The 13,938-nt window shown below is 65.8% G+C and carries 17 protein-coding genes; 2 read left to right on the top strand and 15 right to left on the bottom strand.

The window, feature by feature from the left end:
• Window positions 1-123: 123 nt before the first annotated feature.
• From QM569_RS09160 to rpsP, 6 genes are all read right to left on the bottom strand, one after another.
• Complete coding sequence (locus tag QM569_RS09160) at window positions 124-1,110, bottom strand: CobD/CbiB family protein (RefSeq protein ID WP_414986925.1); 987 nt, start codon at window positions 1,108-1,110, stop codon at window positions 124-126.
• A gap of 37 nt (window positions 1,111-1,147) precedes the next feature.
• On the bottom strand, window positions 1,148-1,870 hold the full coding sequence (locus QM569_RS09155; RefSeq protein ID WP_414986924.1) for a CoA pyrophosphatase: 723 nt from the start codon (window positions 1,868-1,870) through the stop codon (window positions 1,148-1,150).
• Window positions 1,871-1,932: 62 nt separating this feature from the next.
• Window positions 1,933-2,316, bottom strand: coding sequence for a 50S ribosomal protein L19 (gene rplS / locus QM569_RS09150; protein WP_056061081.1), 384 nt, complete (start codon window positions 2,314-2,316; stop codon window positions 1,933-1,935).
• A gap of 118 nt (window positions 2,317-2,434) precedes the next feature.
• Complete coding sequence (gene trmD / locus QM569_RS09145; protein WP_414986923.1) at window positions 2,435-3,187, bottom strand: tRNA (guanosine(37)-N1)-methyltransferase TrmD; 753 nt, start codon at window positions 3,185-3,187, stop codon at window positions 2,435-2,437.
• 5 nt (window positions 3,188-3,192) lie between these two features.
• A complete protein-coding gene (gene rimM / locus QM569_RS09140) occupies window positions 3,193-3,750 on the bottom strand; it encodes a ribosome maturation factor RimM (protein ID WP_414986922.1) in 558 nt (185 codons plus the stop codon).
• Window positions 3,751-3,822: 72 nt separating this feature from the next.
• Window positions 3,823-4,077: a 30S ribosomal protein S16 gene (gene rpsP, locus QM569_RS09135; RefSeq protein WP_414986921.1), complete on the bottom strand. Its 255-nt coding sequence runs from the start codon at window positions 4,075-4,077 to the stop codon at window positions 3,823-3,825.
• Window positions 4,078-4,185: 108 nt separating this feature from the next.
• On the opposite strand from rpsP, the gene QM569_RS09130 reads away from it, so the two are divergent.
• Window positions 4,186-4,707, top strand: a complete 522-nt coding sequence (locus tag QM569_RS09130; RefSeq protein WP_414986920.1) for a GNAT family N-acetyltransferase — start codon at window positions 4,186-4,188, stop codon at window positions 4,705-4,707.
• Window positions 4,708-4,717: 10 nt separating this feature from the next.
• Window positions 4,718-5,164, top strand: a complete 447-nt coding sequence (locus QM569_RS09125; protein ID WP_414986926.1) for a hypothetical protein — start codon at window positions 4,718-4,720, stop codon at window positions 5,162-5,164.
• A gap of 45 nt (window positions 5,165-5,209) precedes the next feature.
• Here the strand turns inward: QM569_RS09125 and QM569_RS09120 are convergent, their stop codons facing one another.
• From QM569_RS09120 to QM569_RS09080, 9 genes are all read right to left on the bottom strand, one after another.
• Window positions 5,210-6,220 (bottom strand): inorganic phosphate transporter, encoded by a 1,011-nt coding sequence (locus QM569_RS09120; protein ID WP_414986919.1) that lies wholly within the window; start codon window positions 6,218-6,220, stop codon window positions 5,210-5,212.
• Between the two features lie 19 nt (window positions 6,221-6,239).
• On the bottom strand, window positions 6,240-6,887 hold the full coding sequence (locus QM569_RS09115) for a DUF47 domain-containing protein (RefSeq protein WP_414986918.1): 648 nt from the start codon (window positions 6,885-6,887) through the stop codon (window positions 6,240-6,242).
• Window positions 6,888-6,991: 104 nt separating this feature from the next.
• Window positions 6,992-7,354 (bottom strand): DMT family protein, encoded by a 363-nt coding sequence (locus QM569_RS09110; protein WP_414986917.1) that lies wholly within the window; start codon window positions 7,352-7,354, stop codon window positions 6,992-6,994.
• 143 nt (window positions 7,355-7,497) lie between these two features.
• Entirely contained in the window at window positions 7,498-8,226 is a 729-nt protein-coding gene (locus tag QM569_RS09105) for an ABC transporter ATP-binding protein (RefSeq protein ID WP_414986916.1), read from the bottom strand.
• 2 nt (window positions 8,227-8,228) lie between these two features.
• Window positions 8,229-9,011 (bottom strand): ABC transporter ATP-binding protein, encoded by a 783-nt coding sequence (locus QM569_RS09100; RefSeq protein WP_414986915.1) that lies wholly within the window; start codon window positions 9,009-9,011, stop codon window positions 8,229-8,231.
• Between the two features lie 25 nt (window positions 9,012-9,036).
• On the bottom strand, window positions 9,037-10,113 hold the full coding sequence (locus QM569_RS09095) for an ABC transporter permease subunit (RefSeq protein ID WP_414986914.1): 1,077 nt from the start codon (window positions 10,111-10,113) through the stop codon (window positions 9,037-9,039).
• Between the two features lie 13 nt (window positions 10,114-10,126).
• Window positions 10,127-11,056, bottom strand: coding sequence for a branched-chain amino acid ABC transporter permease (locus tag QM569_RS09090; protein ID WP_414986913.1), 930 nt, complete (start codon window positions 11,054-11,056; stop codon window positions 10,127-10,129).
• Between the two features lie 303 nt (window positions 11,057-11,359).
• On the bottom strand, window positions 11,360-12,679 hold the full coding sequence (locus QM569_RS09085) for a replication-associated recombination protein A (RefSeq protein WP_414986912.1): 1,320 nt from the start codon (window positions 12,677-12,679) through the stop codon (window positions 11,360-11,362).
• Window positions 12,676-13,695 carry an integron integrase gene (locus tag QM569_RS09080; RefSeq protein ID WP_414986911.1) on the bottom strand — a complete coding sequence of 340 codons (1,020 nt, stop codon included), beginning with the start codon at window positions 13,693-13,695 and terminating at the stop codon, window positions 12,676-12,678. Before QM569_RS09080 ends, QM569_RS09085 begins: the two co-directional genes overlap by 4 nt.
• Window positions 13,696-13,938: the final 243 nt, after the last annotated feature.

Raw genomic sequence — 13,938 nt, 5'->3', positions numbered from 1 at the left:
GATCTCCACGCTCGATCGCCCGTAATACCCGCTCTCGCAAATCTGGGGAATACGCCTGCATTTGTGGGCCTCCTGCTCGGAGGGGGCATCATACAGATCGTAAATAATTAAATCAAAAATGCTCTAGCCCAGCAGCCGCGCCAGCGTGAGCAGCGCCAGCAGCAGCATCCACACCACCACCGAGCGCCACACCAGCCCCACCACGCTGCGCAGGTGGCCCACCTCGGGCTCGCGGCCAGGGGTGGAATCGCTGTCGCCCAGGTCGGCGTCGATCTCCAGGCCCTCGGGCGTGTGCAGGTCGGCACGGGCCTTCAGGGCCTCGCCGCCCAGGCGCACGTTGATGGCGCCCGCCGTGGCGGCCAGGATCACGCCGTCGTTGTCGTTGGGAAAGCGCTGGGCGTGGAAGCGCCAGCCTTCGATGGCTTCCTCGAAGCTGCCCACCACGGCAAAGCTCAGGGCGGTCAGGCGCGCGGGCAGCCAGTCGATGGTCGTCCATGCCTGGGCCGAGGCATTTTGCAGCGATGCGCTGGCGGGCTGCGATCCACCGCGCCGCTTGGGCGACCAGTGGCGCGAGACGAATTCGGCCAGCCGGTACAGCACGGCGCCGGTCGGCCCCAGGCCCAGCGCCGCGAGCACCGAGAACCAGGCCAGCACGCCGAACACGTGGCGGTGGGCGGCGATGACCGAGTACTCGATGACGTGGCGCACGATCTCGCTGCGCGGCAGCGCTCCCACGTCCACCTGCTGCCAGTGGGCCAGGCGCTCGCGGGCGGCCTCTTCGTCGCCCGATTCCAGCGCGTCGCGGATGCCGGTGAAGTGGTGGCTGAACTGGCGAAAACCCAGCGTGATGTAGAGCACGGCCACGCTCCACAGCATGGCGAAGGGCCAGCCCAGGCCCCAGAGCAGCAGCCAGTGGATCGCCAGCGTGGCAAGCGCAGGTACCAGCACGGCCAGCCCCCAGGCCACCCAGCCATGGTGCGGCTTGCCCGCGTCGAAGTTGCGGCTGACCGACAGCGCCCAGGCGCGCAGGCCCGCGTGGATGGTGTGGCTGCGCGACAGCGGGCGGGCCTGCTCGATCAGCAGAGCGAACAGGATGGCGAAGAAACTCATGCAGCAATGATAGCGGCGCGTGCTTTGCGCGCCTCGCTTATGCCTGCATGAAACGGTAGAAGTTGCGCAGCATGCCGGCCGTCGCGCCCCAGATGAAGCGGTTCTTGTCGCCGTCCTGGTAGGGCATGGAGAACCATTCGCGGTGTACGCCATCGCTGTCGAACACGTGGCGGCGGTGGTTCGCCGGGTCCAGCAGAAAGGCCAGCGGCACTTCGAACAGGTCCGCCACCTCGTAGGGGTTGGGGTGCAGCACGCAGTCGGGCCGCACCAGCGCGACCACGGGGGTGATGATGAAGGACGTGCCGGTCACGTAGATCGGCAGGGTGCCCAGAACCTCGACGAATTCGCGCGCCAGGCCCACTTCTTCCTCGGCCTCGCGCAGGGCGGTGTCGGCGGGCGTGGCGTCCTCGGGGTCGGCCCGCCCGCCGGGGAAGGCCACCTGCCCCGAGTGCGTGGACAGGTGCGCGGTGCGCTCGGTGAGCAGCACCATGGGCTGCGCGCGTTGCACGATGGCCACCAGCACCGAGGCGTGCGCGGGGGCGCGGTTGGTGAACTTCTTCTCCAGCACCACCTCGGGCTCCCACTGCGGCGGGTGCGCGAAGCGCGCGCGCAGGGCCTGCGGCGTTTGCGCCTCGCGCGGCACGGCGGGCAGGTGCGCGTCGATGCCCTGCACGGGGACCTTGCGGGGGTCGAAGTCCGGCAGGGACGACAGCGCCGCGATGACCGGCGAGACAGTGGCGGAAGGGTGCGTGGGGTTCACGTTAAAAACAAAAAGCCGCTACAGGCGAATTGCTGTAGCGGCTTGCCAGGACAGTGCGTACCTTATGCGGCGGTGGCAGCGGCCTTGACACGCGAGGGCAGCTTTTCCTTGATGCGGGCCGACTTGCCGCTGCGGTCGCGCAGGTAGTACAGCTTGGCGCGGCGCACGTCGCCACGGCGCTTGACTTCGATGCTGGCGATCAGCGGGCTGTAGGTCTGGAACGTGCGTTCCACGCCTTCGCCGCTGGAGATCTTGCGCACGGTGAAGCCGCTGTTCAGGCCACGGTTGCGCTTGGCGATGACCACGCCTTCGTAGGCTTGCACGCGCTTGCGGGTGCCTTCGACCACGTTCACGCTCACGATGACGGTGTCGCCGGGAGCGAATTCGGGGATGGTCTTGTTGAGGCGGGCGATTTCTTCCGCTTCCAGGGTCTGGATCAGGTTCATTTGAAGTTTCCTTGCGATCTTGGCCGCGCCACAAATGGCTGCATCGGGATTGATGTCTCAGTGTTTCTATTTCAGAAACGGCCGGTCAGAGGATCGGAAAGCCTGCGATTATAACCCGTCAGCGCAATTTGGCCAATGCCGCCTCGTCCGCTGGAGTCAGGCGCCCTGCCCCACGGGCGGCTTCGATGAGGTCGGGCCGGTGGCGGGCAGTGAGGGCCAGGCGCTGGTCGCGGCGCCAGCGCTCGATCTGTGCGTGGTGGCCGGAGAGGAGCTCGGGCGGCACGGGCTGGCCCTGCCATTCCTCGGGGCGGGTGTAGTGCGGGCAGTCCAGCAGGCCGTCCAGCGCCGGGTTGAAGCTGTCGAGCTGGTGGCTGCCTTCGTCGTTCAGCACGCCAGGCTGTAGCCGCGCCACGGCGTCCAGCAAGGCCATGGCCGCGATCTCTCCGCCGGAGAGCACGAAGTCGCCCAAGCTGATCTGCAGATCGACGTGCATGTCGATGAAGCGCTGGTCGATGCCCTCATAGCGACCGCACAGCAGGATGGCGCCGGTGCTGGCAGACCAGTGCTCCACGGCAGCGTGGTTCAAGGGCGCGCCGATGGGCGAGAAGAGCACCAGGGGCGCAGGCGCATCTTCCGCCCGCTCGGCGCGGATGGCCGCGAGGCAGCGCGCCAGCGGCTCGGCCAGCATCACCATGCCGGGGCCACCGCCAAAGGGGCGGTCATCGACACGGCGGTAGTTGCCTTCGGCGTAGTCGCGCGGGTTCCACAAGCGCACATCGACCTGGCCGCTGGCGTAGGCGCGGCGCGTCACGCCGCTGGCGAGGAAGGGCGCGAACAGCTCAGGGAACAGGGTGATGACATCGAAGCGCATGCTTCTCAATAGTCAGGCTGCCAATCGACGGTGATTTGCTTGCCCGCCAAGTCCACCTTGTCCACGAAGGCGGAGACGAAGGGAATCATGCGCTCGCGCGCCTTGCCGTCTTCTTCATACGCCAGCACCAGCACGGTCTGCGGGCCGGTCGCCATCAACTCGCGCACGGCGCCCAGCGCCACGCCTTCGCGGTTGACCACGGCCAGGCCGATCAAGTCCACCCAGTAGTACTCGTCGTCCGTGGTGGACGGGAAGCTGGCCCGGGGCACGAAGATGCGCGCGCCGCGCAGGGCCTCGGCGGCGTTGCGGTCGTCCACGCCCTGCGCCCAGGCGACCACGGAGTCGGAATGCGCCTTGGCCTGGCGGATGGGCAGCAGCACCGTGCCGGTGAAGGTTTTTGCGCCGCGCTCTGCTGGCTGCAAGTACCACTGCTTGGCCGTGAACAGCGCCTCAGGGGTGCTGCTGAACGGCAGCACCTTGAACCAGCCCTTGACGCCCCAGGCGTCGGCGATGCGGCCCACCTCAACGGCGTCGAGGGGAAGTTCTGCGGGTTCGAGGTTCATGGGATAGCGATGCCAATAGGAAAAGGGCGGGCTCCGTTCAGAGCCCGCCCTTTTGTTTCTTTCAAGCCGGAATTAAGCAGCAACCTTCTTGGCGGCTTGCTTGATCAGGCGGTCCACGGTAGGCGAGGACTGCGCGCCCACGCTCTTCCAGTACGTCAGACGGTCTTGCACGATGCGCAGACCTTCTTCGGATTCCTTGGCGGTGGGGTTGTAGAAGCCGATGCGCTCGATGAAGCGGCCATCGCGGCGCACGCGCTTGTCGGCGACGACGATGTTGAAGAAAGGACGGCCCTTGGAGCCGCCGCGGGAGAGTCGAATGACGACCATAATCAAATCCTTCGGGTGGTTTCAATTTTTGCAGCGTTTGAGACACGCGACTGACCACCCGGCCAGCGACACGCAGCAAAGCCCGCGATTATATCCATTTCCCTGCCCATGCCTACCATCCGCCCCAGCCGCGACGAAGACGTTTGCGCCATTACCGCCATCTACGCCCACCATGTGCTGACCGGCACGGGCACCTTCGAGATCGACCCGCCCACCCAGGCTGACATGGCCGCCCGCCGCGCCGACGTGCTGGCGCGCGGGCTGCCCTACCTGGTGGCGGAGAAGGATGGGCGGGTAGCGGGCTTTGCCTACTGCAACTGGTTCAAGCCGCGCCCGGCCTACCGCTTCTCGGCCGAGGACTCGATCTACGTGGCCGACGCCGCGCGCGGCCAGGGCGTGGGCCGCAAGCTGCTGGCGGCCCTGGCCACGCAGGCCGAGGCAGCGGGCGTGCGCAAGCTGCTGGCCGTCATCGGCGACTCGGCCAACGCGGGCTCCATCGGCTTGCACCGCGCTTTGGGCTTTACCGACGTGGGCGTGATGCGCTCTGTGGGCTGGAAGTTCGGCGCCTGGCGCGACATCGTGCTGATGGAAAAGACCCTGGGCGCGGGCGATACCACCTCCCCGGAATGAATCCATGCGCATGAAGAACAAGACCGTGGCCGCGTGGCTGGCCTTCCTCGGCGGGCCGCTGGGCCTGCACCGCTTTTACCTGCACGGCCTCTCCGACCTGCTGGGCTGGCTGCTGCCGCTGCCCACGGCGCTGGGCGTGTATGGCATCCAGCGCGTGCAGGCACTGGGGCAGGACGACCAGTTGAGCTGGATGCTGATCCCGCTGCTGGGCTTCACCATCGCGGGCTGCGCACTGCGCGCCATCCTGTACGGGCTGATGACGCCCGAGAAGTGGAATGCGCGCTTCAACCCGCAGGCCGACCCCGAGGCCGCGCCGGGCCGCACCCACTGGTTCACCATCTTCGCCATCGCGGCGTCGCTGATGATCGGCACTGCCGTGCTGATGGCGAGCATTGCGTTCAGCTTCCAGCGGTACTTTGAATACCAGATCGAGGAAGCACGCAAAATTTCACAATGAAATCGGCCTCCAGCGCTTGTCCAGCAAGCGCAAGCAGCTATCAATTCAATAGAGCTGCAAGCTGATCCAGTACGCCACCGCCGCCACGAAGGCGCTGGCCGGAATGGTCAAGATCCACGCCCAGATGATGTTGCCCGCCACGCCCCAGCGCACGGCGCTGGCGCGCTGGGTGGAGCCCACGCCGACGATGGCGCCGGTGATGGTGTGCGTGGTGGACACGGGGATGCCCAGCGCCGTCGCCAGGAACAGCGTCAGCGCCCCGCCTGTCTCGGCGCAGAAGCCGCCCACAGGTTTGAGCTTGGTGATCTTCTGGCCCATGGTCTTGACGATGCGCCAGCCGCCGAACATGGTGCCCAGGCCGATGGCCATGTAGCAGCTCACGATGGCCCAGGTGGGCGGCGAGGTGTCGCTGGCCGCCGAATACCCCGTGGCGATGAGCAGCAGCCAGATGATGCCGATGGTCTTTTGCGCGTCGTTGCCGCCGTGGCCCAGGCTGTAGGCGCCTGCGGAGACGAGCTGCAGCCGCCGGAACCACTTGTCCACCTTGCTGGGCCGCATGCGCCGGAACAGCCAGGCCACGGCCACCATCATCAGCGAGCCCAGCACGAAGCCCAGCAGCGGCGAGATGAAGATGAACGCCACCGTCTTCAGAATGCCTGCCGACACCAGCGCGCCCGCGCCCGCCTTTGCCATGACGGCCCCCACGATGCCGCCGATGAGCGCGTGCGACGAGCTGCTGGGAATGCCGTAGTACCAGGTGATCACGTTCCAGGTGATGGCGCCCACGAGCGCGCCGAACACCACGTGCGTGTCCACCACGCCGGGCTGCACGATGCCCTTGCCCACGGTGGCGGCTACCGAGAGGTGAAAGATGAAGATCGCGACGCAGTTGAAGAACGCTGCGAACAGCACCGCCTGCGCGGGCTTGAGCACGCCGGTAGAAACCACCGTGGCGATGGAGTTGGCCGCGTCGTGAAACCCGTTCATGAAGTCGAACAGGATCGCCAGCGCGACGAGCAAGACCACCACCCAAAGGGCCGTTTGCACTGTTTCCATGCTGGTCAGCCCGTGCGCGTCAAGAATTTTCGAGGATGATGCCCTCGATGCAATTGGCCACGTCCTCGCAGCGGTCGGTGATGGTCTCCAGCAGCTCGTAGATGGCCTTGAGCTTGAGCACCTCGCGCACGTCCGGCTCCTCGCGGAACAGCTTGCTCATGGCGCTGCGCATCACGCGGTCGGCGTCGGATTCAAGCCTGTCGATCTCCTCGCAGGTCTTGAGCGCGGCTTCGGCCACGGCGGGCTCGGTGATCATGTCCAGCAGCTTCACCGCGTCGCGCAGGCGCTCGCAGCACTTCAGGCTCAGCTCCGTCAGGCGCGTGATCTCCTCGGTCATGTGGCGCACGTCGTACAGCGCCATGGTCTCGGCCGAGTCCTGGATCAGGTCGGCCACGTCGTCCATGGTGTTGATGAGCGCGTGGATCTGCTCGCGGTCGATGGGGGTGATGAAGGTCTTGTGGATGGCGCGGTTGACCTCGTGCGTCACGCGGTCGGCGGCGCGCTCGGCGTTGTCCACGTCCTGGGCGTACTTGTCGCGCAGATGCGGGTCGTTGTAGTTCGCCACCAATTGCGAGAAGGCCCGGGCCGCTTCGACGATGCGCTCGGCATGCTGGTTGAACATTTCGAAGAAATTGCCTTCGCGGGGCAACAGCTTGGCAAACAGCATGGGGAAGGCTCCTGGTCGGGTCTTTTCAGTGGGCGCATTGCGACACGAAGATGACCGTTGTGTGACACCCCCGTGAAAGGAGCCGCGAGTTTAACCGCCCAACTTCAACCGCCCCGGAAGATGAAATAGACCGCGCCCACCAGGCACAGCCCCGCCCACAGGTAGTCCCATTTGAGCGGCTGGCCCATGTAGAACACGGCGAAGGGCACGAACACCACGAGGGTGATCACCTCTTGCATGATCTTGAGCTGCCCCACGTTGAACTGCGCAAAGCCGATGCGGTTGGCGGGCACCTGCAGCAGGTACTCGAACAGCGCGATGCCCCAGCTCGCCAGCGCCGCCACGTACCAGGGCGAGGCGGACAGGTTCTTCAAATGGCCGTACCAGGCAAAGGTCATGAAGACGTTGCTGGCGACCAGCAGCAGCACGGTCTGCAAGGGGATGGGCAGGGATTGCAGGGCGTTCATGGGATGGACCGGTTTATGAACAAAATCAGGCTCCAGTGCTTATCCAGCAAGCACAAGCAGCTATGCAAATAATAGCATTCAAAGGCAGCCAAAAACAAAAAGCGCGACCCTCGGGCCGCGCTTTTGGAGGGGGACGAACGGCCTTACTCGCCCAGGTAGGCCGCCCGCACCTTGGGGTCGTTCAGCAGTTGCTGGCCGGGGCCGGTCATGGTGATCAGGCCCGACTCCATCACGTAGCCCCGGTCGGCAATGGCGAGCGCGCGGCTGGCGTTCTGCTCCACCAGCACGATCGTCACGCCCAGGGCGTACACGTCGCGCACCACCTCGAAGATCTTGTCCACCATGATGGGCGACAGGCCCATGGACGGCTCGTCGAGCAGCAGCACCTTGGGCTGGCTCATCAGCGCGCGGGCCATGGCCAGCATCTGCTGCTCGCCACCGGACATGGTGCCCGCCAATTGGTCCTTGCGCTCGCGCAGGCGCGGGAAGATGGTGAACATCTTCTCGATGTCGGCCAGGATGCCGGGCTTGTCCTTGCGCGTGTAGGCGCCCATGAGCAGGTTCTCGGTGATGGTCATGCGGGCGAACACGCCACGGCCCTCGGGCACCATCACCAGGCCCTCGCGCACCAGGTCCCACGCGCCCTTGCCCTTGATGCTTTGGCCCAGGTATTCGATGTCGCCATCGTTCATGCCCAGCGTGCCGGTGATGGCCTTCATGGTGGTGGTCTTGCCCGCGCCGTTGGAGCCGATCAGCGAGACCAGCTCGCCCTCGCGCACTTCAAAGTCCACGCCCTTGACGGCCTGGATGCCGCCGTAGGCCACCTTCAGGCCCTTGACCTGCAATAGAACTGTGTTGCTTTTCTCGGCCATGCTCAATGTCCTCCGGTGCCCAGGTAGGCCTCGATCACTTTTTCGTTCTTCTGCACTTCGGCGGGGTTGCCCTCGGCGATCTGCTTGCCGTAGTCCAGCACCGTCACGCGGTCGCACAGGCCCATCACCAGCTTCACGTCGTGCTCGATGAGCAAAATGGTGCGGTTGTCGTTGCGGATGCGGTCGATCAGCTCGCGCAGCTGCACCTTCTCGGTGGCATTCATGCCGGCGGCGGGCTCGTCGAGCGCGATGAGCTGCGGGTCGGTGGCCAGCGCGCGGGCGATCTCCAGGCGGCGCTGGTCGCCATACGACAGCGTGCGCGCCTTGTAGTCGGCGAACCGGCCGATGCCCACGTACTCCAGCAGCTCCTGCGCGCGCTTGGCGATGGCCGCCTCTTCTTCCTTGAAGCCCTGGGTGCGGAACACCGCGCCGAACAGGCCGGACTTGGTGCGGATGTGGCGGCCCACCATCACGTTCTCCAGCGCCGTCATGTCGGCAAAGAGGCGGATGTTCTGGAACGTGCGGGCGATGCCCGCCTTGGCGACCTCGTGTACGGCCGTGGGCTCGTAGGGCTTGCCCGCCAGCTCGAAGGTGCCGCTGTCGGGCGTGTACAGGCCGGTGATCACGTTGAAGAACGTGGTCTTGCCCGCGCCGTTGGGGCCGATCAGGCCATAGACCTGGCCGCGGTGGATGGTGATGCCCACGTCGGAGAGGGCCTGCAGGCCGCCGAACCGCTTGGAAATACCGGCGACCTTCAGCACCACTTCATTGGATTTATCTGTCATTGCTAACTTTCCGTGGTGGTGTTCTTCAAGCCTTTTGCGCCAGGCTCTTGCCGTGCTCGGGCGCGGGCCACAGGCCGCGCGGGCGCAGCAGCATGACGATGATCATGGCCAGCGCGATCAGCAGCTGGCGCAGGATGGCCGAGTCCAGCCGCCCGTCCGTCATGGCCTGCAGCGGGCCCGCCACGTAGCGCAGCACCTCGGGCAAGGCCGACAGCAGCACGGCGCCCAAAATCACGCCCGGGATGTGGCCGATGCCGCCCAGCACCACCATGGCGACGATCATGACCGACTCCATCAGGCTGAACGACTCGGGCGACACGAAGCCCTGGAACGCGCCGAACATGGCGCCCGACACGCCGCCGAACGACGCGCCCATGCCGAAGGCCAGCAGCTTCATGTTGCGGGTGTTGATGCCCATGGCCTTGGCGGCGATCTCGTCCTCGCGGATGGCCATCCAGGCGCGGCCGATGCGCGAGTCCTGCAGGCGGTAGCAGATGACGACGGAGACGACCACCAGCACCAGGAACAGGTAGTAGTACAGCGTGACGGAGTTGATGTCGTAGCCGAACAGCTCCAGCCGCCTGCCCAGGTCCAGCCCGAAGATCTTGACCGAGTCGATCTGCCCCAGGCCCTTGGGGCCGTTGGTCAGGTTGACGGGGTGGTCCAGGTTGTTCAGGAAGATGCGGATGATTTCGCCGAAGCCCAGCGTCACGATGGCCAGGTAGTCGCCGCGCAGCTTGAGCGTGGGCGCCCCCAGCAGCGCCCCGAAGAACGCTGCCAGCAGCGCCGCCACCGGTATGACCAGCCACAGCGATATGTGCAGCCCGTCGGGGAACATGCGGGCAACCGCCTCGAAGTTGTCCGCCAGGTGCGGCGACGCCAACAGCCCGAACAGGTAGGCGCCGACGGCGTAGAAGGCGACGTAGCCCAGGTCCAGCAGGCCGGCGTAGCCGACCACGATGTTCAGGCCCAGGGCCAGCAGCACGTACAGCAGGGCCAGGTCGGCGATGCGCACCCAGGCATTGCCGAAGGATTGCAGGATGAGCGGCAGCACCAGCAGCGCGATGGCGCCGATGATCCAGTGGGTCTTGGTGTTCTTCATGGTGTGATGCTCCTCAGGCGCGGTCCGCCACACGCTCGCCCAGCAGGCCCGAGGGGCGCAGCGTCAGGATGATGATGAGCACGATGAACGCGAAGATGTCGGTGTAGTGGCTGCCCAGCAGGCCGCCGGTCAGCGTGCCGATGTAGCCCGAGCCGATGGCCTCGATCAGCCCCAGCAGGATGCCGCCGACGACCGCGCCCGCCAGGTTGCCGATGCCGCCGAACACGGCTGCGGTGAAGGCTTTCAGCCCCGGCAGGAAGCCCATGGTGTGCTGCGCCGTGCCGTAGTTGGACGCGTACATCATGCCCGCGATGGCCGCCAGCACGGCGCCGATGATGAAGGTGGCCGAGATCACCATGTCGGGCTTGACACCCATCAGCGAGGCCACGCGGGGGTTCTCGGCCGTGGCGCGCATGGCGCGGCCCAGGTTGGTGTGGTTGACCAGATAGACCAGCGACGCCAGCGCGATGGCCGTCACGCCCAGGATCAGGATTTGCGTGGGGGTGATGAACGCGCCGCCCACCTCGAACGGGGTGCTGGGCAGCATGGTCGGGTAGGGCTTGTAGTTGGGCTTCCAGATGATCATGGCCAGCGTCTGCAGCAGGATGGACATGCCGATGGCGGTGATCAGCGGTGCCAGGCGCGGGCTGTTGCGCAGCGGGCGGTAGGCCACCTTCTCGATCACGTAGTTGAGCGTGGCGGCCACGACGCAGGCGATCAGCGTGGCCAGCAGCAGGATCAGCCAACCGGGCGCGCCGGGCATGGCGCCCTGCATCAAGCCGATGCAGCTCCAACTGGTGAGCGCACCGATCATCAGCACCTCGCCATGGGCGAAATTGATCAGTTGAATGATGCCGTACACCATGGTGTAGCCCAAGGCTATCAAGGCGTACATGCTGCCGAGAACCAGACCGTTGATGATCTGCTGCAGCAAAATTTCCATAAGAGAAGTCCTTCGTTTGTGACGCGCCCACCCGCTCTGGCACCGGAATCGGTACAGCCTTGTGGGCCCGACTGCCATCTAGCAAAAAACCCGCCAGAACGGCATCTGTGCGGGTTGGTGGTCGGGATTGTAGCGAGGAGTCACAAGTGGCCCGAGGCGCCCCGGGCGGGGGTTTTCCCTGGGGTTTTGGGCGCATCAGCGGGCATGGCGGAGCATTAGCCAAATTGATGCCCGCAGGAAATTTGATATGACGCTTATCAAGAGCGCCTCTGCTCCCGCCGCATCCGGCTGGTTCACCCCGGATCACCCGCCCTCGGCGTCCTCCGGGCGGGCCGATGCGTTGAGCTGCCGCAGTTCACGCAGTTTCTGTGCAATCTTGATCTCCAGGCCACGCGGCACGGGCTGGTAGAAGCCCGGCGGCTCCATGCCCTCGGGCAGGTAGCTCTCGCCCGCGGCAAAGCCGCCCTCCTCGTCATGCGCGTAGCGGTAGCCCTTGCCGTAGTCCAACTCCTTCATCAGCCTGGTCGGCGCGTTGCGCAGGTGCATGGGCACGGGGCGCGTGCCGTCCTGCTTCACGAAGGCGCGCGCCTTGTTGTAGGCCATGTAGCCCGCGTTGCTCTTGGGCGCCACGGCCAGGTACAGCACGGCCTGGGCCAGCGCCAGTTCGCCCTCGGGCGAGCCCAGGCGCTCGTAGGTCTGCGCGGCCTCGTTGGCCAGTTGCATGGCGCGCGGGTCGGCCAGGCCGATGTCCTCCCACGCCATGCGCACGATACGCCGGGCCATGTAGCGCGGGTCGGCCCCGCCGTCGAGCATGCGCACCAGCCAGTACAGCGCCGCATCGGGGTCGCTGCCCCGCACCGACTTGTGCAGCGCGCTGATGGTGTCGTAGAACTGCTCGCCGCCCTTGTCGTAGCGGCGCAGGCGCTCGCCCAATACCTTGAGCAGCCAGGCGTCCGTCACGGCATCCAGCTTCTCCTGCGCGGCGGCCATCGCCAGCGTCTCCAGCGTGTTGAGCAAGCGGCGGGCGTCGCCGTCGGCATAGGCCACGAGGCGGTCGATTGCTTCGTTTTCGATAGCTGGCAGCGCTTGCTGGGATTGGGCCAGAGCCACAATTTGCTTCAAATCCTGCTCGGACAGCGGTTGCAGCACATACACGGCGGCGCGGGAAAGCAGCGCGGAATTGACCTCGAACGAAGGGTTCTCGGTGGTCGCGCCGATGAAGGTGAACAGGCCCGACTCCACATGCGGCAAGAAGGCATCCTGCTGGCTCTTGTTGAAGCGATGCACTTCATCGACGAAGACGATGGTGCGCTGCCGCATCAGCCCGTCGCGCGCGGCCTCGGCCTGCTGCACCGCGTCGCGGATGTCCTTCACGCCGCCCAGCACGGCGCTGATGCTGATGAACTGCGCATCGAACGCATCGGCCATCAGCCGCGCAATCGTCGTTTTGCCCACACCCGGCGGCCCCCACAGGATGCAGCTGTGCGGCCGCCCCGACTCGAACGCCAGCCGCAACGGCATGCCCGGCCCCAGCACGTGCTGCTGGCCGATCACCTCGCTCAAGCGTCGCGGGCGCAGGCGCTCGGCCAGGGGCTGGTGCGGGGAGTGGGGCAGTTGGCTCATAACGCATCGAGCGGACTGAGCACGCCGCGCCCGCCCTTGTTCAAAACATGGGTGTAGATCATGGTGGTGCTGACGTCCGCATGGCCCAGCAGCTCCTGCACGGTGCGAATGTCGTAGCCCGATTGCAGCAAATGCGTGGCAAACGAATGCCGCAGCACGTGCGGCGACACCGGCTTGGCAAGCTGCGCCCGCCGCGCCGCCGCGCGCACCACGCGCTGCACCGACTCGGGGTAAATGTGGTGGCGCCGCTCCAGCGCCTCGCCCGTGCGCGCATCCGGGCGCGGATCCACAGCGCGCACCGGCGACGGGAACACCCACTGCCACGCCCAACTTTTGTCGGCATCGGGGTATTTGACGGCCAGCGCATGCGGTAAATACACGCCCGCCACGCCAGCGGCCAGGTCCTTTTCATGCAGCGCCCGCACCTTGTACAGCTGCGCTTGCAGCGGGGCAATCAGGTTTTCGGGCAGCACCGTCACACGGTCTTTGTTGCCCTTGCCCTCGCGCACGATGATCTCGCGCCGCGCAAACTCCACATCCTTTACGCGCAGCCGCACCGCCTCCATCAGCCGCATGCCCGTGCCATACAGCAGTTGCGCCACCAGCCCCGCGGTGCCGTCCACATGCAACAGCAGCTCGCGCACCTCGGAGGGAGTGAGCACCACGGGCAAACGGCGGGGGCGCCTGGCCTGCACCACCTCGTCAAGCCAGGGCAAATCAATGTCCAGCACCTGTTTGTACAAATACAGAATCGCCGCCTTGGCCTGGTTTTGCGTGGAGGCCGACACCTGCCTGTCCACCGCCAAGTGGCTCAAAAACGCCTCCACCTCCGCCGCGCCCATGTCCTGCGGATGCCGCTTGCCGTGAAACAGAATGAAGCGCCGCGCCCAGTCCAGGTAAGCCTCCTCCGTGCGAATGCTGTAGTGCCGCACACGCAAATGAGTGCGCATGCGCTCCAGCAGCTTGGGCTGGCGGGCAGGGTCCGCCGGGGCGGGTGCAACGGCGTTGTCGTGCATCCGGGGAATTTTAGGTTTGGCTAAATGGGTGAGGGTTGGTGATTCTACTATGGGTGGAGTAACATATCCCGGTATTATGGGACGGAGCCGCATGGTGCGGCTGTCGTCTATTTCTAGTTAGTCCCTTCACCCGCCATATTCAGGCCATGCTTATTCCAAGGGCATTTAGTTTCTCAGGCGGTTTTGTTTGGGAGTTTCTGCGCCCTGGCGGGCTTCGCCTGCGGGCGGCTTGCCTGTTCCAAG

The organism is Acidovorax sp. (assembly GCF_047607405.1).
Classification (GTDB): Bacteria; Pseudomonadota; Gammaproteobacteria; order Burkholderiales; family Burkholderiaceae_C; genus Acidovorax.
This window is presented reverse-complemented; position numbering and strand designations above follow the sequence as displayed.

What these genes read in the sequence shown, in the direction of transcription:
- trmD (WP_414986923.1), bottom strand. Translation starts at nt 3,187, where the DNA reads ATGCGCTTCGATGTCATCACCCTGTTCCCTGAGCTGTTCGCGCCCTTC.
- QM569_RS09115 (WP_414986918.1), bottom strand. Translation starts at nt 6,887, where the DNA reads ATGCTGTTTGCCAAGCTGTTGCCCCGCGAAGGCAATTTCTTCGAAATG.
- QM569_RS09090 (WP_414986913.1), bottom strand. Translation starts at nt 11,056, where the DNA reads ATGGAAATTTTGCTGCAGCAGATCATCAACGGTCTGGTTCTCGGCAGC.
- QM569_RS09080 (WP_414986911.1), bottom strand. Translation starts at nt 13,695, where the DNA reads ATGCACGACAACGCCGTTGCACCCGCCCCGGCGGACCCTGCCCGCCAG.
- rplS (WP_056061081.1), bottom strand. Translation starts at nt 2,316, where the DNA reads ATGAACCTGATCCAGACCCTGGAAGCGGAAGAAATCGCCCGCCTCAAC.
- QM569_RS09120 (WP_414986919.1), bottom strand. Translation starts at nt 6,220, where the DNA reads ATGGAAACAGTGCAAACGGCCCTTTGGGTGGTGGTCTTGCTCGTCGCG.
- QM569_RS09085 (WP_414986912.1), bottom strand. Translation starts at nt 12,679, where the DNA reads ATGAGCCAACTGCCCCACTCCCCGCACCAGCCCCTGGCCGAGCGCCTG.
- rimM (WP_414986922.1), bottom strand. Translation starts at nt 3,750, where the DNA reads ATGAACCTCGAACCCGCAGAACTTCCCCTCGACGCCGTTGAGGTGGGC.
- QM569_RS09100 (WP_414986915.1), bottom strand. Translation starts at nt 9,011, where the DNA reads ATGACAGATAAATCCAATGAAGTGGTGCTGAAGGTCGCCGGTATTTCC.
- QM569_RS09095 (WP_414986914.1), bottom strand. Translation starts at nt 10,113, where the DNA reads ATGAAGAACACCAAGACCCACTGGATCATCGGCGCCATCGCGCTGCTG.
- QM569_RS09110 (WP_414986917.1), bottom strand. Translation starts at nt 7,354, where the DNA reads ATGAACGCCCTGCAATCCCTGCCCATCCCCTTGCAGACCGTGCTGCTG.
- QM569_RS09160 (WP_414986925.1), bottom strand. Translation starts at nt 1,110, where the DNA reads ATGAGTTTCTTCGCCATCCTGTTCGCTCTGCTGATCGAGCAGGCCCGC.
- rpsP (WP_414986921.1), bottom strand. Translation starts at nt 4,077, where the DNA reads ATGGTCGTCATTCGACTCTCCCGCGGCGGCTCCAAGGGCCGTCCTTTC.
- QM569_RS09130 (WP_414986920.1), top strand. Translation starts at nt 4,186, where the DNA reads ATGCCTACCATCCGCCCCAGCCGCGACGAAGACGTTTGCGCCATTACC.
- QM569_RS09125 (WP_414986926.1), top strand. Translation starts at nt 4,718, where the DNA reads ATGAAGAACAAGACCGTGGCCGCGTGGCTGGCCTTCCTCGGCGGGCCG.
- QM569_RS09105 (WP_414986916.1), bottom strand. Translation starts at nt 8,226, where the DNA reads ATGGCCGAGAAAAGCAACACAGTTCTATTGCAGGTCAAGGGCCTGAAG.